Source organism: Streptomyces ipomoeae 91-03 (assembly GCF_000317595.1).
Classification (GTDB): Bacteria; Actinomycetota; Actinomycetes; order Streptomycetales; family Streptomycetaceae; genus Streptomyces; species Streptomyces ipomoeae.
This window is the reverse complement of record NZ_AEJC01000310.1, coordinates 1-23,044: the sequence shown is the minus strand read 5'-3', so window position 1 is coordinate 23,044 and position 23,044 is coordinate 1. Positions and strand designations below refer to the sequence as shown.

18 protein-coding genes and 1 pseudogene are annotated in these 23,044 nt (G+C 70.6%); 8 read left to right on the top strand and 11 right to left on the bottom strand.

Annotated elements, in window-relative coordinates:
* Nucleotides 1–19 precede the first annotated feature (19 nt).
* Together STRIP9103_RS20720 and STRIP9103_RS20715 are read right to left on the bottom strand one after the other, a co-directional pair.
* Nucleotides 20–1,078 carry a BMP family lipoprotein gene (locus STRIP9103_RS20720; RefSeq protein WP_158696897.1) on the bottom strand — a complete coding sequence of 353 codons (1,059 nt, stop codon included), beginning with the start codon at nucleotides 1,076–1,078 and terminating at the stop codon, nucleotides 20–22.
* 289 nt (nucleotides 1,079–1,367) lie between these two features.
* Complete coding sequence (locus tag STRIP9103_RS20715; protein ID WP_009316166.1) at nucleotides 1,368–2,624, bottom strand: amidohydrolase; 1,257 nt, start codon at nucleotides 2,622–2,624, stop codon at nucleotides 1,368–1,370.
* Nucleotides 2,625–3,116: 492 nt separating this feature from the next.
* On the opposite strand from STRIP9103_RS20715, the gene STRIP9103_RS20710 reads away from it, so the two are divergent.
* Entirely contained in the window at nucleotides 3,117–3,344 is a 228-nt protein-coding gene (locus tag STRIP9103_RS20710; protein ID WP_009316150.1) for a hypothetical protein, read from the top strand.
* A gap of 306 nt (nucleotides 3,345–3,650) precedes the next feature.
* Entirely contained in the window at nucleotides 3,651–4,775 is a 1,125-nt protein-coding gene (locus STRIP9103_RS20705) for a DUF6183 family protein (RefSeq protein WP_009316155.1), read from the top strand.
* A gap of 11 nt (nucleotides 4,776–4,786) precedes the next feature.
* On the opposite strand, the gene STRIP9103_RS20700 is transcribed toward STRIP9103_RS20705, so the two are convergent.
* The 5 genes from STRIP9103_RS20700 to STRIP9103_RS20680 all read right to left on the bottom strand — a co-directional run bounded on the left by STRIP9103_RS20700 (nucleotide 4,787) and on the right by STRIP9103_RS20680 (nucleotide 11,303).
* Nucleotides 4,787–6,004: a low temperature requirement protein A gene (locus STRIP9103_RS20700; protein ID WP_009316162.1), complete on the bottom strand. Its 1,218-nt coding sequence runs from the start codon at nucleotides 6,002–6,004 to the stop codon at nucleotides 4,787–4,789.
* Between the two features lie 110 nt (nucleotides 6,005–6,114).
* Nucleotides 6,115–7,242, bottom strand: a complete 1,128-nt coding sequence (locus STRIP9103_RS20695) for a hypothetical protein (RefSeq protein WP_009316160.1) — start codon at nucleotides 7,240–7,242, stop codon at nucleotides 6,115–6,117.
* A gap of 259 nt (nucleotides 7,243–7,501) precedes the next feature.
* A complete protein-coding gene (locus STRIP9103_RS20690; protein WP_009316179.1) occupies nucleotides 7,502–8,440 on the bottom strand; it encodes an N-acetylneuraminate synthase family protein in 939 nt (312 codons plus the stop codon).
* Between the two features lie 14 nt (nucleotides 8,441–8,454).
* Complete coding sequence (locus STRIP9103_RS20685; RefSeq protein ID WP_009316149.1) at nucleotides 8,455–9,894, bottom strand: N-acylneuraminate cytidylyltransferase; 1,440 nt, start codon at nucleotides 9,892–9,894, stop codon at nucleotides 8,455–8,457.
* A 47-nt stretch (nucleotides 9,895–9,941) separates the two neighbouring features.
* Nucleotides 9,942–11,303: a DUF6716 putative glycosyltransferase gene (locus STRIP9103_RS20680; RefSeq protein ID WP_078613986.1), complete on the bottom strand. Its 1,362-nt coding sequence runs from the start codon at nucleotides 11,301–11,303 to the stop codon at nucleotides 9,942–9,944.
* Between the two features lie 198 nt (nucleotides 11,304–11,501).
* On the opposite strand from STRIP9103_RS20680, the gene STRIP9103_RS20675 reads away from it, so the two are divergent.
* The 4 genes and pseudogenes from STRIP9103_RS20675 (at nucleotide 11,502) to STRIP9103_RS20660 (ending at nucleotide 16,120) form a co-directional block, all read left to right on the top strand.
* On the top strand, nucleotides 11,502–12,479 hold the full coding sequence (locus STRIP9103_RS20675; protein ID WP_048820655.1) for a glycosyltransferase family 2 protein: 978 nt from the start codon (nucleotides 11,502–11,504) through the stop codon (nucleotides 12,477–12,479).
* A pseudogene (locus tag STRIP9103_RS20670) lies at nucleotides 12,476–13,809 on the top strand (alpha-2,8-polysialyltransferase family protein). Before STRIP9103_RS20675 ends, STRIP9103_RS20670 begins: the two are co-directional and overlap by 4 nt.
* Before the next feature lie 7 nt (nucleotides 13,810–13,816).
* Nucleotides 13,817–15,028 carry an acyltransferase family protein gene (locus STRIP9103_RS20665; RefSeq protein WP_009316176.1) on the top strand — a complete coding sequence of 404 codons (1,212 nt, stop codon included), beginning with the start codon at nucleotides 13,817–13,819 and terminating at the stop codon, nucleotides 15,026–15,028.
* Nucleotides 15,029–15,169: 141 nt separating this feature from the next.
* Complete coding sequence (locus STRIP9103_RS20660) at nucleotides 15,170–16,120, top strand: class I SAM-dependent methyltransferase (protein ID WP_009316154.1); 951 nt, start codon at nucleotides 15,170–15,172, stop codon at nucleotides 16,118–16,120.
* 415 nt (nucleotides 16,121–16,535) lie between these two features.
* On the opposite strand, the gene STRIP9103_RS20655 is transcribed toward STRIP9103_RS20660, so the two are convergent.
* Nucleotides 16,536–17,210, bottom strand: coding sequence for a TetR/AcrR family transcriptional regulator C-terminal domain-containing protein (locus STRIP9103_RS20655; RefSeq protein WP_009316151.1), 675 nt, complete (start codon nucleotides 17,208–17,210; stop codon nucleotides 16,536–16,538).
* A gap of 70 nt (nucleotides 17,211–17,280) precedes the next feature.
* Here STRIP9103_RS20655 and STRIP9103_RS20650 point away from each other — a divergent pair, with 70 nt between their 5' ends.
* Entirely contained in the window at nucleotides 17,281–18,810 is a 1,530-nt protein-coding gene (locus STRIP9103_RS20650; protein WP_009316172.1) for an FAD-dependent oxidoreductase, read from the top strand.
* Here STRIP9103_RS20650 and leuE read toward each other — a convergent pair.
* The 3 genes from leuE to STRIP9103_RS20635 form a co-directional block, all read right to left on the bottom strand.
* Nucleotides 18,782–19,438 (bottom strand): leucine efflux protein LeuE, encoded by a 657-nt coding sequence (leuE, locus tag STRIP9103_RS20645; RefSeq protein ID WP_009316152.1) that lies wholly within the window; start codon nucleotides 19,436–19,438, stop codon nucleotides 18,782–18,784. The genes STRIP9103_RS20650 and leuE overlap by 29 nt on opposite strands.
* 65 nt (nucleotides 19,439–19,503) lie before the next feature.
* A complete protein-coding gene (locus STRIP9103_RS20640) occupies nucleotides 19,504–20,064 on the bottom strand; it encodes a Uma2 family endonuclease (protein ID WP_048820657.1) in 561 nt (186 codons plus the stop codon).
* 111 nt (nucleotides 20,065–20,175) lie between these two features.
* On the bottom strand, nucleotides 20,176–21,756 hold the full coding sequence (locus STRIP9103_RS20635) for an acyl-CoA mutase large subunit family protein (protein WP_009316168.1): 1,581 nt from the start codon (nucleotides 21,754–21,756) through the stop codon (nucleotides 20,176–20,178).
* 244 nt (nucleotides 21,757–22,000) lie between these two features.
* Here STRIP9103_RS20635 and STRIP9103_RS20630 point away from each other — a divergent pair, with 244 nt between their 5' ends.
* The gene (locus tag STRIP9103_RS20630; protein WP_009316171.1) at nucleotides 22,001–22,909 is read left to right on the top strand and encodes a L,D-transpeptidase family protein; all 909 of its coding nucleotides are present in this window, start codon (nucleotides 22,001–22,003) and stop codon (nucleotides 22,907–22,909) included.
* The last annotated feature ends 135 nt before the right edge of the window (nucleotides 22,910–23,044 follow it).

Below are 23,044 nucleotides of genomic sequence, written 5' to 3'. Positions count from 1 at the left end.
TGGACTCAGAGGTGTGTGACTACTCGGTCTTCACCTTGATCGTGCCGTCGATGATCCCTTCCTTGGCCTTGGCGACCGCGTCGGAGAGGCCCTCGATCTTGGCGAACTCGGGGTTCGACTCGGCGAGGCCCACGCCGTTGACCTTCAGGTCGAAGGTCTGGGTGCCGGTGAGGGGCTTGCCGTCCTTGACGGACTTGGCGAGGGTGTAGACCGCGCCGCCGACGTCCTTGAGGGCGGAGGTGAGGATGTAGTCCTTGTAGGAGGCGAGGGCCTCCTGCTTGTACTGGTCGGAGTCGACGCCGATCGCCCAGACCTTCGCCTTGGCGGCGGCCTCGATCACGCCCTGACCGGAGAGACCCGCGGCCTGGTAGACGACGTCGGCCTTCTTCTCGATCTGACCCTCGGCGGCGGCCTTGCCCTTGTCGGGGCTGGAGAAGCCACCCTCCTCGGCGGTCTGGGTCAGGTACTGCGAGATGACCTTGACCTTGCCGCCGCTGGTGTCCTCGACGCCCTGCTTGTAGCCGGCCTCGAACTTGTGGATGAGCGGGATGTCCACACCGCCCACGAAGCCCACGGTGTTCGTCTTGGTGGCCTTGGCCGCCGCGACACCGGCGAGGTAGGAGGCCTCCTGCTCGGCGAAGACCAGGGACGCCACGTTGTCGGCCTTGACCTCCGAGTCGACGATGCCGAAGGTGGTGTCCGGGTAGTCCTTGGCGACGGCCTGCATGGCGGGGCCGTAGGCGAAGCCGATGCCGATGACCGGGTTGTAGCCCTGCTTGGCCAGGGAGGCCAGGCGCTGCTCCTTGTCCGCGTCGGTCTCGCCCTCGGTGGGCTCGATGTCGGCGGTGTCGTACCCGAACTCCTTCTTCGCCTTCTCCAGGCCCGCGTACGCGGCGTCGTTGAAGGACTGGTCGCCCTTGCCGCCGATGTCGTAGGCGATCGCCAGGCCCTTGGTGCCCTTGCTCTCGCCGTCGCTGCCGGCGGCGCTCTCGCTGCTGGTGCCACCACAGGCCGTGGCGGCGAGCGCCAGCGACGCCACCCCCACCGCGACGCGGGTCAGTTTGGATATTCGACGCATCTTGAAGTTCCCCATCTTCTCCACAGCCCCGCAGCCGGGTGCTCAGTTCGGCGCACATTAACGCGCGTAGACACTCCTGGGAACGGGGTTTCGACCGGCCGTTATCCATTCGTGCCGATGGCCGTTACGTCCCCGTGAACCAGAGGAACGAAAGGGGCACCCCAGGGCATATCCCATTCCCACGTCGCTCGCGTTCCGTGTACACGGGGTGACTCCCGCGTGAGGTGCGCGTGTCGTACGGCGGTCGTACGGGCACGCGCACCAGGTACCGAGGGTGTGGAGGTGGCGCCTATCCGACGGTGGCCGCCGCGTCCAGGAGTTGCATGCGGGCGTCGAGGAGGGCGGCGGCGGTGAAGAGTTCCACGCCCACGGTGATGGCGTGCTCGTCGGCGTCGAAGTCGCCCTGGTGGAGGTCGCGGACGGTGAGGTCGCCGGGGCGGCGGACACCGAGGCGGGCCATGGCGCCCGGGACGTGCTCCAGGTACCAGGAGAAGTCCTCGCCGCCCAGGCTCTGCTCGGTGTCCTCGATGGACTTGGCGCCGCGGCGGGCGGCCATGGCGTCGTGCAGCAGCTCGGTGACGACGGGGTCGTTGACGACCGGCGGGACACCGCGGATGTAGTTGATCTCGGACTTGGCGCGATGCATGGTCGCGACCTCGGCGACCGCCTCGTGGACCAGGTCGGGCGCCTGCCGCCAGGCGTTGATGTCGAGGCAGCGGATGGTGCCGGAGAGCTCGGCGTGCTGAGGGATGACGTTGGGCGCGTGGCCCGACTCGATCCGGCCCCAGGTCACCGAGAGACCGCTGCGGGCGTCGACCCGGCGGGCGACCACCGCGGGCACGTCGGTGACGACGCGGGCGGCGGCGGTGACGAGGTCGGTGGTGAGATGGGGGCGCGCGGTGTGGCCGCCGGGGCCGTCGAGCGCGATCTCCAGCCGGTCGCAGGCCGAGGTGATGGGCCCGTGGCGCAGTCCGATGCGGCCGGCGTCGACTCTGGGGTCGCAGTGGACGGCGATGATCCGCCCGACGCCGTTGAGCGCACCGGTCTTGATCACGTCGGCCGCGCCGCCGGGAAGGACCTCCTCGGCGGGCTGGAAGATCAGCCGTACGGGTCGCGGCAGCTCGCCCTTGTGGTGCAGGTCGGCGAGGACGAGGCCGGCGCCGAGTACGACGGTGGTGTGCACGTCGTGGCCGCAGGCGTGGGCGCGGTCCGGGACGGTGGAGCGGTAGTCGCAGTCCGCCTTGGTGTCCGGGATGGGGAGCGCGTCGATGTCGGCGCGGATGGCGAGGGCCGATCGGGTGTCGTCCCAGTCGCCGATGTCACAGATGAGCCCGGTTCCGGTTTCGAGCACGCGCGGCCGGAGCCCTGCCTTCTCCAGGCGGGCCTTGATGGCGGCGGTCGTACGGAACTCCTGGTTGCCGAGCTCCGGGTGCATGTGCAGGTCACGGCGGAACGCGACGAGCTCGGCACGCAGGGCTTCCGGCAGGGTGCCGGGGAGCACGGCTTCGGCTTCCCCGGGCAGATCGGCCTCGGACTCTCGGGACATCAGTTGGTTCACCCTCTGAAGGGTAGGGCGATCGGGCGGCCAACCTACCCGCGATCAACAAAAAATCAGCCCGCGAGGCGAAGTTTCTGGCCGCTCGACGCATACGTATTGGCAGGGATGGGTATACCCGTCCGTCTTTCGGGCGGGTGGACCTCAGAGGCGGGACGCGATCCTCGACGCCGTCGACACCCTTCGCGGGGGTCGGCGACGCCGTCGCGGGCGCCGTCGGCGCCGCGGTCCACCGGGATGACCGGGGCGTCCCTCAGGGAACGCCGGGGTTGCCCGCGATTCCCATCGTCCAAACGTCCGGGGTGTCCGGACGATTCCCACCCTCCACGGATACCACGTCCGCGCCACTCGATCGTCCCGAAACCATCACCGCCGGGCCACTGTTCGGCCACGCGGGGTGCTCGGCCCGGTGCGGGTGGGCAGGCTGGCCCTGGAGCCGCCGTCGGCGGCGGCGACCGGGCACAGGACGGGGGGACCGGAGTCATGGAGGCGTGCGGCTGCGGTGAGGAACAGATCCCCTGGATGCTGGCCGAATTCGGCCTTCTCGGCACGACGGCCCTGGTCCTGACCTGCCTCTTCCTCATGATCCTGGCGGGGTGGGGGCTGGCGTGGGTGGTCTGGCTGCTGCGGTCACGCGGTGGCGGCGGCGCCGAGGAGAAGGGGTCCGCGTCGGGGCTGTCGGAGTTCACCTGGCGGGAGGACGAGGCGTAGGCCGCGATCGACGGGGATCACGCCGAGCTCGTGACCAACGTCTCGACCGAGCGGCTGGTGACGGGCGTCACCCTCCTGCGCCACCCTCAGCACCCGGAGGGCCGTACTCCACACGGGGGCCCGCGAGGCGCTCGGCGATGTGGGCGCCGGCCGCTCGGCGACGGCCGGGGCGGCCCAGGGGCGGGTGTGCCAGGTGTGCCGCAGGTAGGCGGTCTCCGATTGCCGGAGAAGCGGGTGGGAGCCGCTGTCTTCTACCCTCACAGCTGATCACCGTCGGAGTACGGCCCAGGGGGAAGGCGGCACAGGGTGAGCGTAGGCGGGGCTGGAGGGGACGCCGGTGAGCGGTACCCCCCGATCACGATCGAGGCGTGGGCCAGGCATGGGGATGCCGAGCGGATCGGCGCGGTCGGTGAGGCGCTTGCCGTGGAGGCCGAGCAGGTCCGGGAACGGCTGAGGTTTCTCAACGACGACCTCGCGTTCGTTCTGAGGGTTCTGGCGCTCACTCCGGGGCGACGGTTCGTGGAGCAGCTGCTCGCCCTGAGCCCTCAGGCGCGGCACACCCGTGCGAGCGACCCGCGCCTGCTGGCGTCCCTGATCGCCGAGGCGCAGTCCCTCGACGACGCGCTGTACGTCCTCCGGCACGCGGAAAGCGACGAGCACCATCTGCTACGAGCCTGTCTGTTCCACGAGTTGCTCCTGCGCGGGGCGGATCCCGGCAGGCTGCTCCACCGTGCCACCCGACGCCCGGATCTCCTGCCCTTCACATGGAGCCCCCTCGCCTGGCTGCCCGCCCGGCTCTCGGAGATGGAAACGGAGCTGGGCGCGTGGCTCCCGAGCCGCGGCTATCGGAACAGCGCTTCCGGCAGCGTCCCGGCCATGATGTCTCCGGCTCCTGTCGACGTGGCGGCCCGCCGGGCAGCCGCCCGCCATCGGGTCCGGGAGGCCACGCCCGCCCATCTGATCGAATTGATCGGAGGACCGCCCGCGGACGGTCGCTGGGGTGACCATGAGGTGCGGGTGTTCGAAACGGACGAGCCCGTCGTTCCCGGGGATCTGCCGGGAGTCGTGACGACGCTGCCGATGGACTGTCTGCGGGGACTGGGTGGACAGGACCGGTTCGAGGGCGAGATGTGCACGCTCGACACGGTCTGGTTGACGTTGTTCATGACCGCCTCGGCGGGCGGATTCGGCACATCGGGCGTCCACGGTGCGTTCGGGCGGTTGAGCGCCTGGCGCTCCCTCGCCGGGCTCTGCGGAGCCGACCCGACCGCGAGCGCCGCCGAGGTCGAGAAGCTCGCCCGTGCCTGTACCTGGTACCGGTTCGAGGCGGATGCCGAGTGGTTCCACAACGACCTGGCCGACTACGGGATCGTCGCCCTGTCCCCCGATGGCCGCCGTGTCGCCGTCCTCGCCGCGACGACCACCGATTGAACCGTGCGCGCTCAGCCGGCCGCGAGGCCCCTCGACGCGCCGGCTGCCGTGTGCGTCGTACGCCCGTGCAGGATCAGCAGGGCGGTGACGGCCGCCACCAGGGCGGCGAGTGCCGCCAGGGCCGGCACGAGGGCCACCACCGGGCCCGCTGCCAGGCACAGTACGCCACCGGTGATCAGGGCCGGGGAACGGTGGCCGGAGGTACGGAGGAGGATCGCCGCCGAGGCCAGGAGGAACAGGCCCACTCCGCCCGCCAGGGCCCAGGCGGGCATGCCGTGCAGGGGCTCGGCGAGGCCGTAGTGCTCGGTGTCGGCCACCTGTTGGAGGGTCTTCTTCATGCCGAGGGCCGTGATGACGACGCCGGCGACCAGGGGGAGGTGGAGGAAGGTGTACACGTCACGGGCCAGGGTCGTACGGGCGTCGCCCGTCAGTTGGGCCAAGCGGTGTTCCGTCGGCTCGCTGACGCCGTGGAAGTACAGGCGCCACAGGGCGGCGGAGATCAGGAGGCCCAGGGCTGCCGCTGCGACCACCGGGATCGTCACCGGGTAGCCCGTCACGCCCACGCCGATGGCCACGATCGATTCGCCCAGCGCGATGATGACGATCAGGCCGTGGCGTTCGGAGAAGTGGGCGGGGGAGGCCACCCGCCAGCCCGACTTGTCTGTGATGAAGATGCCCAGGTAGTCGATCGTCACCGCCGCCAGCCAGATCAGGATCTGGGTGACTCCCTCGAAGGCCGCGCCCACCAGCAGGAGCGCGAAGGGTGGGAGCACCGAGAGGAGGGCCGTGCGGCGGAGGGTGGCCCGGAGGGGTTTGTCGTCGGGGGCGGAGAGCCAGTACGTGATCAGGTGGAGGGCTCTGACCGCGCCGTAGCAGAGGACGAAGAGCAAGGGGGCGGGGAGGCCGCCTGGGGCGTCGTCGTAGACCTCGGGGACGGTGAGGGAGACGATCAGGACGACCGTCATCACCGACACCAGCACCGCGAACATGCCGCCCGAGTCGGCGCGTACGACGTTGCCGAGCCAGGCGAAGCAGCACCAGCACCACCACAGGAGGGCCAGTACGACCATGCCGCCCAGCAGGCGCAGGGCGGTGGCGTCGGCTGCCATCAGGGCGGTGACCTGGGTGATCGCGTAGACGAAGACCAGGTCGAAGAAGAGCTCGGCGGGGGTGACCTTGTGGCCGTCCGCCGTGGGTGTCAGCCGGGTGCGTTCGCCGTGTGTGGTCATGCCGTCCCGACTCCCCCTCTTGGGGATCGACTTCCCCTTGGTGACAGGGCCTTCGCCCTCGCGGCACGATAACCGGGGAAGCTCTTGCTCCGGATGGGTTTCCGGACGGGTTATAACGGCGCCACCGACGACAACCGGTGTACGTCCCTCGCCGTGCCCGTCACGCCCGACAGGAAGCCCTGGGCGCGGGGGGACGCGTTCGCCGTCAGCCAGGTGGGGTCGATGTCGCAGACGGCGACCCGTACGTCGGTGCCGGCCAATGCCAGCGGCAGGGTGTGGACCACCGTCGACGGGAAGCTCAGGATCGTGCGGCCGATGGGGCCTCGGCGGGCGATCAGTTCGAGGGGGAGGTCGGGGCGGACGATCTCCAGGCCCGTCTCGGTGGCCAGGGCGTGGAGTTTCTCGCTGCTTTCGCGGCGGTGGGCGAAGTAGCGGGTCGCGCCATGGGTGCGGGCGAGGGTGCGGACCGCTTCGAGGTAGCGGGCGCCGTCCACCACGCCGGTCTCCACCAGGGAGGTGCCGACCAGGTCCGCGCCCTTGGTGATGCGGGGCGGGCCGAAGCGGGCGCGGGTCCAGGAGAAGTCGTTGGCCGTGACGGTGACGCCCTCGGGGGTCTCGTCGATCGGCATGGAGGAGAACACCTCGACGCGTCTGCCCTCGGCCGGGGTCAGTCGCTTGCGGGCCTTCGCGGAGACCGGGGCGAAGACCAGGTCCCGGGGGCCGGGACGGCCGCCCTTGCGGTGCCAGCGGACCAGGCGCTCGCCGCGGGCCAGCTGGGAGACGAACTCCATGGTGGCCGTGCCGTCGTCGACGACGACCAGGTCCTCGGCGCGGGTGATGGTGAGCAGCAGTTGTACGTAGCGGGAGAACGGGTCGCCCATCACCACCCGGACGGCCCGGCGCAGCAGCGGGGCCAGGCCGGTGATGGTGTGGAACGGGGCCGATGTGCCGCCCCGCGCCTCCTCCCAGCGCACCTCGTGGCCCTCGTCCCGCGCGAGCTCCGCCATGCGGCGCAACTGGCCCCGGGTCATGGGGTCGTTGGGTGACAGGACGACGAGGGTGAGCCCCGCGCCGGCCGCCGTCCCGTCCGGCCGCACGTCGGAACCGCCGGGCGGCGCGCCGCCCTCCTCGGTGCCGGAGGCATGGGCGTGCGCCCACTCCAGCACGTTCAGCAGCTGTACCGGGCTCTCGACGAAGGCGAGAGTGTGGGGGCCGGCGGTTCCGGTGCGGGGGGTCATCGACGTGTGTCCGTCGCTTCCGTGAGTACGGATCTTCAGGTGCCGGGGGTACGGCGTATGGGGTGCCCGGGGTAGTGCGTGCCCGGTGCCGGGGCCGGGCGGGGGTGGGTTGCGCGACTCGGCGCTACGAGGTGCCGCTGCGCCCACCCGTGCCGCCCCAGCGACACGACTGCCCGCAGCTATGCACGGCCGCGCCCGGCGACACGACTGCCCGCAGCTACGTACGGCTGCCGCGCCGCCGCCCCCGCCCGCCTGGGTGTCAGACGCCGACCGGCTCGCCCGCCGCCGCCGCGATCTCCGCCTCGGCGACGACGCCGGTGACGCGGCGCAGCTTCTTCATGGGGCCGAGCTCGGAGTCGTAGACCTTCTTGACGCCGTCGCCGAGGGAGGCCTCGATGGTGCGGATGTCGCGGACGAGGCGGGCGAGGCCCTGCGGCTCGACGGAGGCGGCCTGGTCGGAGCCCCACATCGCGCGGTCGAGGGTGATGTGGCGCTCGACGAAGGTGGCGCCCAGGGCCACGGCCGCCAGCGTGGTCTGCAGGCCCGTCTCGTGGCCGGAGTAGCCGATCGGGACGTTCGGGTACTCGGCCTGGAGGGTGTTGATGACGCGGAGGTTGAGCTCCTCGGCCTTCGCCGGGTAGGTCGAGGTGGCGTGGCAGAGCAGGATGTTGTCGCTGCCCAGGACCTCGACCGCGTGGCGGATCTGCTTCGGCGTCGACATGCCGGTCGACAGAATCACGGTCCGGCCCGTGGCGCGCAGGGCGCGGAGCAGCTCGTCGTCGGTCAGGGAGGCGGAGGCCACCTTGTGGGCGGGGACGTCGAACTTCTCCAGGAAGGCGACGGCCTCGGTGTCCCACGGGGAGGCGAACCAGTCGATCCCCTTCTCCTTGCAGTACTCGTCGATCTGACGGTACTCGTCCTCACCGAACTCCACCCGGTGGCGGTAGTCGATGTAGGTCATGCGGCCCCAGGGGGTGTCGCGCTCGATGTCCCACTGGTCGCGGGGGGTGCAGATCTCGGGGGTGCGCTTCTGGAACTTGACGGCGTCACAGCCGGCCTCGGCGGCGGCGTCGATCAGCTTGAAGGCGTTCTCCAGCTCACCGTTGTGGTTGATGCCGATCTCACCGCAGATGTAGACGGGCTGACCGGGGCCGGCGGTCTTCGAACCGAAGGTGCGCAGACGGGAGTTGGTGCTCATGGTGGGACGTTTCCTTAACTGTCGAGGGGGTCGAGAGAGTCGAGAGACGGACCGAGGATCCAGCCGGCGATCTCTCGGATCGCGCCTTCACCACCGGGGACGGTGGTGACCGCGCGCGCGGCGCCACGGACGATGTCGTGGGCGCTTCCGACCGCCACGGGCCAGCCCACGAGGGCGAAGCACGGGAGGTCGTTGACGTCGTTGCCGACGTAGAGCACGCGCTCGGGCGCGATGCCCTGTTCCTCGCACCACTGCTTCAGTGCGAGGTCCTTCCGGTCGATGCCGTGGAGCACCGGGATCTGCAGCTTCCGGGCCCGGGCGGCGACCACCGGGTTCTGTTCCGTGGACAGGATGAGCATCTTCAGGCCGCTCTTGCGGAGGGCCGCGATGCCGAGTCCGTCCCCGCGGTGCACGGAGACGAACTCCCGTCCGTCGGAGTCGATCAGCACCCGGTCGTCGGTCTGGGTGCCGTCGAAGTCGAGGACGACCGCGTCGATGTCGGCGGCGGTCGGGAGGGCGCCGGGCCGGTTCGCGTCGAAGAGCGGCGCGAGGGCCTGGGCGCGGGCGAGGTCGTGCGGGTCGTCGATCTCCAGGACCCGGGCGGGGTCGGTGCGGACGAGTTCCGTACGGCCGAAGAAACGGTGCTTGTGCTTGCGCAGTCCGGCCGCGTCCATGGCGTAGGCGGCGCCGGTCTCCAGCAGGTCCTGGGGGCGGTCCTGGCGGCGGGGGCGGAAGGACTTGTCGTGGTTGACGCCGTAGCCTCCGGCGGTGAGCGCGGGGTCGGCGTGGCTGTCGCCCGCCGTGGCCGCGCCGAGTCCGGCGGCGGCCTCGTGGGCGGCGGCCTCGCTCTGCGGGCCACCGCCGACGACCGGCGCGGACACGTCGTGCGCCGCCACACCGTCGACCACCGCCGCACCGACGCGGCTCGGCTCACCACCGGTGAACTCGTCGGCGGTGTCGCGCCAGATGAACCCGTGGAACGGGGCGACGGTGAGCGCGGTGTCGGCGCCGTGCTCGACGACCGCGCGGGCCACGCCGTCGATGTCCTCGCGGAGGATGAACGGGCTGGTGCACTGGACGAGCAGGACGACGTCGACCGGCGTGCCGTGCAGCGCCTCGTGGGCGTCCAGGGCGTGCAGGACAGCGGCCTCGGAGGTGGCGGTGTCCCCGGCGATGGCGGCGGGCCGCAGCACGACCTCGGCGCCGGACTCACGGGCGGCGGCGGCGATGGCGTGGTCGTCGGTGGAGACGACCACGTCGGTCACCAGGCGGGCCGCCTTGCACTCGCGGACGGCGCGGGCGACCAGCGGAACACCGCCGACGGGGGCGAGGTTCTTCGCGGGGACGCCCTTGGAGCCGCCGCGCGCGGGGATCACGGCGACGACACGGCGCTGGGCCGTCCCGGGGCCCGTCGCCGAGGCGGAAGTAGCGGGGCCCGCTTCCGGGTTGGACATGGCTGGTGCTCCTTGCGGTGCTTGCGAAGCGGTGGAGGGGCGGCGGCTCACAGCTCCCCCATCCGCCGGATGACGGGCGCCACGCGCTGCACCCCGTGCCGGTAGGCGCCGCGCGCCGCCCGGCGCACGATCTGCCGTACGGGTCCGGCCTGCTTCTCGGCGGTGGGCGCCCCGGGCAGCGGGCTGCCGTCGGGGCCGAGGTGGTGGCGGGCGAGGATGCCGGGCAGATAGCCCGGCGCGGTGACGGTCGTGTAGTACGGCGTCAGCGGCGGCAGTTCGGTGGCGAGCAGCTTGGCGATGCGGTCGCGGGCGGCGTCGAAGGCGGTGGCGTACGAGCCGTCCGCGACAACGCCCTGCCGGGCCACCCACTCGGGGTCGGGCACCGGCTCGTACCCGGCGTCCAGCTGGTCCCAGGAGGCCAGGCAGCCGGAGCCCACGAAGTGGTGGTTGCCGAGCGCCTCACGGATCCCGAGGTCGGTGAGGACCACGGTGGGGACGCGGCGGTGCAGGGACTCCAGGGCGGCCGTGGAGCTGATGGTGACCAGCAGGTCGGTGGTGTCGAGGACCTCGCCCATGTGCCCGTACACCAGGCGGAAGTTGGGCGGCAGATCCGTCTTCTGCGCCAGCTTCTGGTACGGCAGCTCCTCGATGTGCGTGGTGTGCTCGCCCGGCTTGGAGCGCAGCTTCAGCAGCACCTGGCGGTCCGGGTGCAGCCTGGCGTGCTTGATGAGCCGGTTCAGCAGGTACGTACGGTCCTTGCGGTTGTCCGGGACGGACGGCTGCACGGCGAAGCAGACCGTGTACGGGTCGTTGGCGCCCTCGTACGGCTTGCCGCCCAGGAAGGGCAGCGCGACCTCGGTGACCGACGAGGCGTCGGCGCCGACCCCCTCGTACACGGCCCGGAAACGCTCCGCGTCCTGGCGGGAGTTGGCGAGGACGAGGTCCGCGCCGTGCCGCAGCAGCAGCCCGTCGGCGAGCTTCTCGTAGACGACACCGACATAGCCGGTGACGATCACGGGCCGCCTGGTACGGGCGCCCCAGGCCTGGCGCAGACCGTGCAGCATGGCCTGGACCCCGCCGCCGACGAGGGCGAGCACGACGACGTCGTACGACGTGGCCGCCTCCTCGGCGCCCATGACCCGCAGGAACTCCACGCCGGTCACCTCGCGGAGGGAGTCCGCGCGCACACCGACCTCGTCGAGCTGGCGGGCGGTCGGGGTGGCCCGGCCGCGCAGGAGGAATCCGTCCAGACGGATGTCCGCATCGCCCGAGGGTTCCCCCGAGTGTTCCGGAGCGATGCGCTTCGCGGTGAGCGCACCCCATTTCCACCGGGTGTCGGAATCCGCGAGGACCGCCACCCGCAGGGGCTTCCTCTTGCTTGTCGGCGTACTTGGCGTACTTGCTGGCACGTCCAAGACGCTAGGAAGCGATTCCGTTGATCCGCCCAACCCGAATGCAACAAAGGGTTAACAGCGCGTCGACGAATGGCGAATCGGGCCGCGAACGGCGTGAAAAAGCGCCCGGTTCACGGGACCGCCACGCGTCGTTCACCTGGCATCAAGCAGCCGGTCAAGACGAATGCCGGACGGCCGCCTAACGTCACAGGCGTGGTCAAGCTCTCCGTCATCGTGCCGTTCTACAACGTGCAGCAATACGCGCCCGACACCTTGAAGAGCCTCAGCGCCAACGCGCGCGAGGACTTCGAGTTCATTCTCGTCGACGACTGCTCCCGCGACGAGACACCGGACATTCTCGCGCGCGCGGAGCGCGAGTTGCCGGGGGCGGTGTACGTCAGACACGAGCAGAACGGAGGACTGGCGACCGCCCGCAACACGGGCATCGACAAGGCCCGCGGCGAATATCTGACGTTCCTCGACGGGGACGACTGGCTCGCCCCCGGCTACTACGAGCAACTCGTCTCCGCCATCGAGGATTTGGGGTGCGACTTCCTGCGCACCGACCACGTCCAGTGCACCGCGCGGGCGCGTTCGGTGCACCGGGTGCCCAACGGGCGGCGGAACGTGGTGATGAACCCGCGCGACGCGATCCTGCCCGCCGACCGCTCCACCTCCGTGGACTACGCCTACGCCTGGGCCGGCATCTACCACCGCCGGCTGGTCGACAAGGGCGTGCTGCACTTCACCCATGGGCTGCGCACGGCGGAGGACCGGCCGTGGATCTGGAAGCTGCACCGGGAGGCGGAATCCTTCGCCACGGTGGGCCTGCTCGGTGTCTTCTACCGGCGCGGAGTCGCGTCCTCTTTGACCCAGATCGGTGATGTCCGCCAGCTCGATTTCATTCGCGCATTCGACCAGGTCATCGCGGAAACGGCGGAAGACCGCGACGCGGACAAACTACTTCCCAAGGCCGTGCGCACATATTGCGCGATTATCTCCCATCATTTGGGATCCATCGAAAGGTTCGAGCCGGCGGTGGCACGGAAACTGAAGTCGATGAGCGCGGTCGCCCTGCGCCGAATGCCGCAGGACGTGCTCGACGAGGCCCTCGACTCCATGGACGTCCAGCGCGCCACCCGGCTGCGCCGGCTCCGCCGCCGTCCCGCCGGTACGGGGGTCGCCGCGTGACCACGCAGATCTTCATGGCGTCCACGCTCTACGGCACGGCCACCCTGGCCGCCGCGCTGGACACCGAGTGCTTCCGCCCCGCCTCCCGGCGCATCCTGCTGATCTCCAACAACGCGGCGACACCGGAGACGGCCCCCGCCCTGGACGAGATGCCCGGCTTCGAGCGGCTGCGCTCCCGCTTCGACGACGTGATCTCCTGAACGAGACGATCTCCCCGTTCCACCCGGGCGGCTGGTCCCCGCGCATGGACGACGTACCCCTCTGGGAGCGGTATCTGCGACTGCTGTGGGGCCTGGGCGACGACGACGTGGAGCTGGCCGTGGAGTCCATCCAGGTCCACCCGGCGCTCGGCTTCACCCAGATCTTCACCGGCGCGCCCGTCACGGTCTACGCGGACGGCCTGATGAGCTACGGCCCCACCCGCAACAAGATCGACCCGCTGGTCGGCACCCGTATCGACCGTCTGCTCCACCTGGACCTGGTGCCGGGTCTGAAGCCCCTGCTCCTCACCGAGTTCGGCGTCGAGGCGGAGATCGTGCCGACGGACGCCTTCGTGAAGGTGCTGGCGGAACTCGTCGACACCGGTGACGCGTTGCCCGCGATCGAGGAGCCCGCGCTGCTGCTCGGCCAGTACCTCTCCGCGCTCGGCATCCTCACCGCCGAGGAGGAAGAGGACCTTCACGTGCGGATGCTGAAGGGCGCGGTCGCCCTCGGGCACACCCGCGTGGTGTTCAAGCCGCACCCCAGCGCCCCCGCCCGCTGGTCCCGGGGCCTGGAGAAGGAGGCCGAGCGTCTCGGCGCCGAGCTCACGGTCCTCGACACCCCGGTGCTCGCCGAGGTCCTCTACCAGCGCATGCGCCCGGCCCTCGTGGTCGGCTGCTTCTCCACGGCCCTGCTCACCGCCTCCGCGCTCTACGGCCTGCCCGTCGCCCGCGTCGGCACCGGCACCCTGCTGGAGCGGCTGGCCCCGTACGAGAACAGCAACCGGGTGCCGGTCACCGTCGTGGACGCGCTGCTGCCGGAGCTGGGCGACAAGAAGGCGGTCGCCTCGCAGAAGCCGGGCATGGGCGTGGCGGACCTCAACCGCCTCGTCCGGGCGGTGGGCTTCGCCATGCAGGCGAAGATCTACCCGTCGCTGCGCGCGGAGACCGAGGCGTACCTGACGAAGAATCTGAACGCCCACACCCAGCGCTACTTCAAGCGCCGCCGCCTCACCTCGCTGGGGCTGCCTGGTGGCATCCCGGTCCAGCTGGCCTTCATCCCCCGCAACGCCACGGTGCGAAGAGTCGCGCGCCGGGCCCGGTCCCTCAAGCGAGCCACCTTGGGGTGAGCCCCGGGTGACCGCGAAGAGCACCACGCTTCCGACGCCCGAACGCTCCGCTGAAAGGCCAGCAGGTCGACTGCGGCTCCGTTGTGGCTGGTCGCGCAGTTCCCCGCGCCCCTTCAGGGGCACGACTGCTCGGCCACGGCTGTACGCACTCGACGGTTTACGGCTCCTCGCCGCTCTGTCCGTCGCGGCCTACCACTACGGAGGCCGCGACGGGGAGATCGGGCGAGCCTGGGGGGCCTCGCCCGCCGTCCAGTTCCCCACCGCGCACACCTGGTTCGCCTACGGCTGGGCGGGCGTGCAGGCCTTCTTCGTGATCAGCGGCTTCGTCATCTGCCGCAGTGGCTGGGGCCGTTCGGTCCAGTCCTTCCTCGCCTCCCGGGCGGCCCGGCTGCTGCCGGCGTACTGGGCGGCGGTGATCCTGGTCGCCGCCGTCTTCGCGCTCCCGGGCATCGCCTACGCGAAGGTCACCCCCAGCGAGTTCCTGGTCAACCTGACCATGCTCCAGATGCCGCTCGGCGCCGACCGCGTGCTCGGCGTGTGCTGGACCCTGTGGGCGGAGGTCCGCTTCTACGTCCTGTTCGCGCTGTGCGTGGTCGTACCCGGGGTCACCCGCAGGAACGTGATCTGGTTCTGCGGCGGCTGGACGCTCGCGGCGGCCCTGGCCCGGGCGTCGAACGAACCGCTCCTCGACCTGGTCCTCATGCCGGAGTACGCGTCCCTGTTCATCGGCGGCATGGGCCTCTACCTGGTGCACCGCGACCGCCGCGACACCGCCGCCTGGCTGATCGTGGCCTTCAGCCTGCTGCTGAGCCAGTACTACACGGTCCAGGAGATCTGGCACGCCCCGGACGACGCCTTCTTCTCCTACCGCCCCGAGCTCGCCATCGTCCTCGCCGTCACCGTCGGCTTCGTGGCCGTCGGCGCGGTCGCGCTCGGGCTGCTGGACCGGGTGGACTGGGCCTGGCTGACCACGGCGGGAGCCCTGACCTACCCGTTCTACCTCCTGCACGAGCACCTGGGCTGGCCCGTCGTCCAGGCCCTGCACCAAGGGCTGGGCCTGTCCTCCGCCCTCACCCTCGCGCTCACCGTGACGCTGATGCTGCTGCTCGCCTGGCTGCTGCACCACGGGGTGGAGCGCCCATTGCAGCCGATCCTGCGCAGATCGCTCGACGGCCGCCGCGTGCCGACCGACGGGCGCCGCCGCTCAACCAGAAGTTAGTCCACTGTTCATCTGTTCCCAGGATTTGGAACCGCCCCTCGGGACAGGCTCGGCAACATCCTGACCGGGCCATAGCCGTCTCATAGGTTCCTGGCCCGTTCGCCTGCTCGCCTCGTCGATCCAAGAGAGTCTTCTGTCCTCATGACCTCTGAACAAGGCACGATCCGGCTGCCCCGTGAACTCGATGACGTCCCCGGCTGGTTCCCGGTGCTCGACCAACTCCTCTTCGACTGGTTCCTGAACCGCCAGGAAGCCGCGGGCGAGAGAGGCGACCTCCTCGAAGTCGGCGTCTACATGGGCAAGAGCGCCATCTTCCTCGGCAAGCACCTCCAGGAGGGCGAGGCCTACACGGTCTGCGACCTCTTCGAGAGCGACGCACCGGACGACGCCAACCAGGCGGAGGCGACCAAGTCGTACCGCAGCACGCTGACCCGGCAGGCCTTCGAGTCCAACTATCTGTCCTTCCACGACGAGTTGCCCCGCGTTCTGCAGGGCCCGAGCTCGATCGTCCCCGGAGAGGTCAAACCGCGCTCCTGCCGCTTCGTGCACATCGACGCCTCCCACCTCTACGAGCATGTGTACGGCGACATCACCGCCGCCCATGACGCCCTGCTCCCCGGCGGCCTCGTCGTCCTCGACGACTTCCGCTCGGAACACACCCCCGGCGTCTCCATCGCCGCGTGGGAGGCCGTGCTCAACCGGGGCCTCAACCCCATCTGCCTCAGCACACAGAAGCTCTACGGCACCTGGGACGACCCCGAGCCCATCCAGGACGCCCTCCTGGAGATGATCAGCGAGCGCGACGACTGCCACGTCAGCAATCAGCAGGCGGCCGGCCACCGCATCATCCGCCTGAAGTCCAAGGGCATGAAGGCGCCCGACTTCCCGAAGTCCCGCCACTGGACGCCCCCGGAGCCGAAGCCGGCCCCCACCCCGAAGCCGGCCCCGGCCCCCGTGACCCCGAAACCCCAGCCCCGCCCGACAAGGCCCCCACGCAGCGCGGCCCGCCGCCTGGCGGTGGACCTGCTGCCCCCGGTGGTGACAAGGGCCATCGTGAAGGCGCAGGCCGGCAAACGGGCAAAGACCGGCTGACCAACCACCGCGCCCCCTCCACAGGGAAGGGGGCGCGGCTTCATGAGCGGGGGCCATCGCAGCACGCCGATGGGGGGGCGCAGCTCATCAAGGGGCGCGGGGCCGTGTCGATCGGACGGGCGCAGCACGTCAAGGGGCAGGCGCAGCACGCCGATGGGACGGACGCAGCACGTCAAGGGGCAGGCGCAGCACGCCGATGGGACGGACGCAGCACGTCAAGGGGCAGGCGCAGCACGCCGATGGGGCGGGCGCGGGCCGTCAAGGGGCGCGGGCCGTGTCGATGTGCGGCTCCGCCGCGTGGGCGCGACCAGCCGCACACGACCCGCAGCCGACCACACACCGCATCCACCCGAGCTCGTAGTTCGCCCCACTCACCGCACCCGCTCTCACTCGCCCCAGCTCACCGCACCCCCTCTCACTCGCCCCCACTCCCCCTGAGCGTCACCTCGATCCCCGCCAGGACCGCGTCCAACCCCACCTCGAATCCCCGATCGTGGCCCTGGAACATCTCCCGCCCAGCCGCCGTGGCCAGCGGATACGCCGCGAGCCGCTCGGCCCGGGCGTCGAGGTCGTACCCTTCGACGCCGACCGCCGGGTCGGGCCCCATCGCCTGCTCCTCGATGACGTACCCGATCGTGTAGCTGTACGCCGTGAACCAGGCCCGCGCGGCCCCCGCCGGACTGAACCCGGCGGCCGTGAGCACGCGCAGGTTCGCCTCCATGGGCTCGGCGTACGACAGGTCGGTGAAGCGCGTGCCGCTGTACACCTTCGCGCCGTCGCGGTACCGCAGCAGATGCTCGCGCAGCCCCCGCATCCGCGCCCGGAACGCCTCGCGCCAGTCCCCGCCGCCGTCCACCCCCGTCGGCTCGCGCGCCCAGTCGGCCGCCATGCGGCGAAGCATCTCCGTGGCCATCTCGTCCAGCAGCTCCTGCTTGTTCTTGAAGTGCCAGTAGAGGGCCGGGGCCTGGACGCCCAGCTCCTTGGCGATCACACGGAGACTCAGCCCCTCCAGTCCGACCTCGTTCAGCAGCCGCAGGGCCGTCTCGGTGACCAGCTTCTTGTCCAGCCTGGGGGAATTACGGGGAACCACGTTGACAGCTTAACGCCGTTAAGCGCATCCTCGGAGCGAAACCAACTTAACGACGTTAAGGAGAACGTTCATGAACGACTTCGCGCCGACGTCCAAGGCTCCGCACGCCACCGACGTCCTCGTCGTCGGAGCCGGCCCCACCGGTCTCGCCCTGACCGTCGACCTGACCCGGCGCGGCGTACGCGCACTCGTCGTGGAGCGGGCCGGCGGACTGTTCCCCGGCTCACGCGGCAAGGGGATCCAGCCGCGCACCCTGGAGGTCCTGGACGACCTCGGCGTACTCGACGAGATCCGCGCGGCCGGGGGCCCGGCACCCGTCGGCATGGTCTGGGCCGGCGGCCGACGGCAGGGCGAGCACCGGATGTTCGACGAGACGGAGCCGACGGAGGCCGAGCCGCATCAGGGCCCGTGGCTGATCCCCCAGTGGCGCAGCCAGGAGATCCTGCTGGCCAGGCTGCGTGAACTCGGCGGGGACGTCGCCTTCGACCGCGAGCTGACCGGCATCGCCCAGGACTCCGACGGCGTGACGGCGACCTTCGCGGCCGGTCCCGACGTCCGCGCCCGGTACGCCGTGGCCGCCGACGGAGGCCGCTCCACCGTCCGACGGCTGCTGGGCATTCCCATGACCGGCGAGACCGTGGACCCGAGCCCGATGCTGGTCGCCGACGTACGCATACCGACGTTGGACCGCGACAACTGGCACATGTTCCCGCCGGCACCGCCGACAGATGGCGCCGAACGCCCCGCCGGCTTCGGTGGTTTCCTGGCGATCTGCCCGCTGCCGGGCACCGAGGACTTCCAGCTCGTCGCCCAGGTCCCCGCGCCGGACGCCGTGGTGGACCTCTCGCCGGACGGCATCCGAAAGGTCGTCGCTGCCCGCTCCCACCTCGCCCCGGAGGACGTGACCGAGGTGCGCTGGGCCTCGGACTTCCGGCCCCGGGCGGCGTTGGCGGACCGCTTCCGCGCGGGCCGCGTGTTCCTCGCCGGGGACGCGGCGCACGTGCACTCGCCCGCCGGGGGCCAGGGCCTCAACACGAGCGTGCAGGACGCGTACAACCTGGGCTGGAAGCTGGGCGCGGTGCTGCGCGACGGGGCGGACGCGGCCCTGCTGGACACCTACGAGGAGGAGCGCCGTCCCGTGGCCGCGGCCATGCTCGGCCTGTCCACCCGGGTCCACCGGGGCGAGGAACGCCGCGGCCGGGCCACCCGGCAGCTCGACCTCGGCTACCGCGATGCCTCCCTCTCCGTCGACACCCGCGAAGCCCTGCCCCCGGACGCCCTCCACGCCGGCGACCGCGCCCCCGACGGCCACCGTGGCGGCGTACACCTCTTCGGCTCGTTCCGAGGGCCGCACTGGACGCTGCTGACGGTCGGCGCCGGCACGGCGGACCCACACGACCTGCCACGGCTCACCGGAGTGCGTACGGTCCGCATCCCGCCCTACGAGGCCTACGGCACCGGCGTCTTCCTCATCCGCCCCGACGGTCACGTCGGCTGGGCGGGCGACACGGCGGACGGCCTGGCCGAGTACGCGACCGGAGTCGGGCTCGCCCCCGCTCCCCCGGTCTCCGCTACGCGGCGCTCGCCAGCGACAGCTTGACCGCGAAGCCCAGGAACAGCGTCCCCGCCGCCGAGGTGGCCCCGGCCGACAACCGCTTCCTGCGGCGGAAGGCGGCGGCCAGCCTGGTGCCGCCGAATATCAGGGCGCTCAGATAGAGCACGCTGGCGAGTTGGGCGAAGGCGCCGAGCACGACGAAGGACAGGGCGGGGTGGGCATACCCCGGGTCGACGAACTGCACGAAGAACGCGACGAAGAACAGGATCGCCTTCGGATTGAGCAGACTGATCACGAACGCCCGCCGGAACGGCCGCTCTCCGGCCCCGGCCTCGCCATCCGGCCGGTCCTCCACCACCGCGTCGTGCCGGCTCCGCCACATCCCCCGAGCGGCCCGCAGCATCCCCACCGCCAGCCACGTCAGATACCCGGCCCCGGCGTACTTCACGATCCCGAACAACACGGCGTTCGCCTGGAGCAACGAGGCGACCCCGGCCGCCGACAGCGTCATCAGCACGGTGTCCCCGCACCAGACCCCGGCCGCGCCCCGGTACCCGGCCCGTATCCCGCGCCGGGCGGCCACGGACAGCACGTACAGCGAGTTGGGGCCGGGCAGGAGAACGATCAGGACGAGGCCCGCCAGGTAAGTGGGGAGATCGACGACACCGAACATGAAAAGGAGTGTCGCACGGGGGTGTGACACTCCTCTTCGGGATTTCGGGCGGAGGGGCCGAGGAGTCAGTCGTCGCCGTCGAGGAGGGTGTCGACGGAGAGTTCGAGGGTGACACCGACGGACTCGGGGAGGGGGACGGTCTGGCCCCGCTTGTAGCGGACGGGGGCGGGGTACTGGCCGTCGACCGGCTTCTGGTAAAGGAGAACTTCTTCGTGCCGACGGTCAGCCACGAGGTAAACGGGAATGCCCGCCTCCGCGTAGAGCTCGACCTTGATGGCCGTGTCGTCCGCCCAGTTGGAGGAGGTGACCTCAAGCACCATGCGGAAGACATGCGGGGCGTAGCAGTTCTTCTGGACGAGCGCGTCCGAGATGTCGGCCTCTACAACAGACAAGTCCGGGATTGCATAATCCGCTGGGCCAGTCGGCAGCCACACGCCAATACCGGGGCGAACCTTGGCACCCGCCTCTTTCGCCCCGGCCTGCCGGATCTCACAACCAACTTCAAACACCGCTCCCTGGTGCGGCTCATCCAGCGGCGGCGACACGATGATGCTCCCTCGAAGGATCTCCACGCGGTGTCCGGGCAGCCAGCTGGAGACACGGTCGGCGGCTTCGGCGATCGTCATCTCGCGCTCTATCACAGCCACGGCAACCTCCTTTCAGGAGCACTCTCCCCGAGAGTAACCGGGGAGGGGCGATTTCCGCCCCCGATCACCCATTCGAAGGAATCGCCCAGCTCAGAAGGCATCCGATGGAACGTACGTGCCCCAAACCCCCCGCAACGCGTTGCACACCTCCCCCACAGTCGCCCGAGCCCGCAGCGCCTCCTTCATCGGATACAGGACGTTGTCCTCCCCCTCGGCCGCCTTCCTCAGCGCCGCCAGCGCCGAGTCCACCGCCTGCTGGTCGCGCTCGGCGCGGAGCTTGGCCAAGCGCTCCGCCTGCTGGGCCTCGATCGCCGGGTCCACCCGAAGCGGCTCGTACGGCTCCTCCTCATCCAGCTGGAAGCGGTTGACGCCGACCACGACCCGCTCGCCGGAGTCCGTCTCCTGAGCGATGCGATACGCGCTGCGCTCGATCTCGTTCTTCTGGAACCCGTGCTCGATGGCCGCCACCGCGCCGCCGAGATCCTCGACCTTCCGCATCAGCTCGACCGCCGCCGCCTCGACGTCGTCGGTCATCTTCTCGATGACGTACGAGCCCGCGAAGGGGTCGACGGTCGCGGTCACGTCCGTCTCGTACGCCAGCACCTGCTGGGTGCGCAGGGCCAGACGCGCGGACTTGTCCGTGGGCAGCGCGATCGCCTCGTCGAAGGAGTTGGTGTGGAGGGACTGCGTGCCGCCGAGGACCGCGGCCAGGCCCTGCACGGCGACCCGGACCAGGTTCACCTCGGGCTGCTGGGCCGTCAGCTGGACGCCCGCCGTCTGGGTGTGGAAGCGGAGCATCAGCGACTTGGGGTTCTCGGCGCCGAACTCCTCCTTCATCACCCGGGCCCAGATCCGGCGGGCGGCACGGAACTTGGCCACCTCCTCCAGGATCGTCGTACGGGCCACGAAGAAGAAGGACAGGCGGGGCGCGAAGTCGTCGACGTCCATGCCGGCCGCGACCGCCGTGCGGACGTACTCGATGCCGTCGGCCAGCGTGAACGCGATCTCCTGCGCGGGAGAGGCGCCCGCCTCGGCCATGTGGTAGCCGGAGATCGAGATGGTGTTCCACCTGGGGATCTCGGCCTTGCAGTACTTGAAGATGTCGGCGATCAGACGGAGCGAGGGCTTGGGCGGGAAGATGTACGTTCCCCGCGCGATGTACTCCTTCAGCACGTCGTTCTGGATCGTGCCGGTGAGCTTGTCGGCACTCACCCCCTGTTCCTCGGCCACCAGCTGGTACATGAGCAGCAGCAGAGCCGCCGGGGCGTTGATCGTCATCGACGTCGAGACCTTGTCCAGCGGGATGCCGCCGAACAGCACCCCCATGTCGTCGACCGAGTCGATCGCCACGCCCACCTTGCCGACCTCGCCGTGCGCGATCGGGGCGTCGGAGTCGTGGCCCATCTGGGTCGGCAGGTCGAAGGCGACCGACAGGCCCATCGTGCCGTTGGCGATGAGCTGCTTGTAGCGGGCGTTGGACTCCACGGCCGTACCGAAGCCGGCGTACTGGCGCATGGTCCAGGGGCGGCCGGTGTACATCGACGGGTAGACGCCACGGGTGAAGGGGTACCGGCCCGGCTCGCCCAGCTTCTCCGCCGGATCCCAGCCCTCAAGCGCCTCCGGTCCGTACACCGGCTCGATGGGCAGTCCGGACTCCGACTCGCGCGCCATGGTGTTGCCTCCGCGTTGCTGGCGATTCCGTTGGTTACTCGCTAGTACAAACGACCTAGCGACGGACTGTAGTGGCGCCGTGCGCCCGATGGTGGGGCCCAAGCTGGGACCTTGCTCACAACAATGCCCCGTAGTTCACGACCGGTCACGCCCGGGAAACCTCTCCGGGAGAACTGCCGCGGCGCGACCGCGCGACGACGGCGGAACCACCGGCCCGGTGCGGCGCGAGACGACGGGGGTCCGAATGCGTACGAAGGACATGCGGAGATCGGTGGCCGCGCTGGCGGCACTCGTCGTGGTCGGCGGCTGCACGGGCCAGGTGGTGGATGTGCACAGCGGCCGGCGGCAGCCCGTGCGCGTCGACGTGACCGCCACGCCCGGCGCCACCCCGAAGCAGGACGGCGACGACGGCGGTGGCACAGGCGGTGGCACGGGTGACGGCAACGGCGGGGACCCGAAGGCACCGACCACCGCGCCGACCGCTCCGGCCGCACCACCCGCCGCCCCTCCCTCCCCCGCCCCCAAGGTCCTCTGGTCCCTCGGCGACGAGGGGCTGGAGGTGCGCGAGTTGCAGGCCCGGCTCCGGCAGGTCGCCTGGCTCCACGTCGGACCCACGGGCACGTACGACGATCTGACCGTCCGGGCGGTCAAGGGGTTCCAGGGCAAGCGGGGGCTGCCGCGGACCGGGAAGACGGACAGCGCCACCTGGAGACGGCTGGTGAACATGACGCACGAGCCGGGCAAGTGGGACCTGTACGCGTACGGCGGTCAGCCGGCCGCGGCACCGGACCCGCGCTGCCTGACCGGCCGGGTGCTGTGCATCAGCAAGACGAGCCGCACACTGCGCTGGATGGTGGACGGCAGGACGCTGACGACGGTCGAGGTGCGGTTCGGCTCCCAGTACACGCCCACCCGCGAGGGGGTGTTCAGCGTGTACTTCAAATCCCGGCACCACTGGTCGACGCTGTACGACACCGCCATGCCGTACGCGATGTTCTTCAGCGGGGGCCAAGCCGTCCACTACTCCGCCGACTTCGCGGCCCGCGGCTACTACGGGGCCTCCCACGGCTGCGTCAACGTCCGCGACGAGGCGGCGATCGCGAGGCTGTTCGCGCAGGTCAGGAACGGGGACAAGGTGGTCGTCCACTGGTGACGCCCCGGTGATCGGTGAGTTCGATCGGTGATGTGCGTCACAGGGCGCATAGCGGGAGGGCGCCGGAGGCGTCGTAGGGAGTACGGGGTAACGGGGGACCACGGGGAACCGTGGGAATCACGGGGGATATGGGGC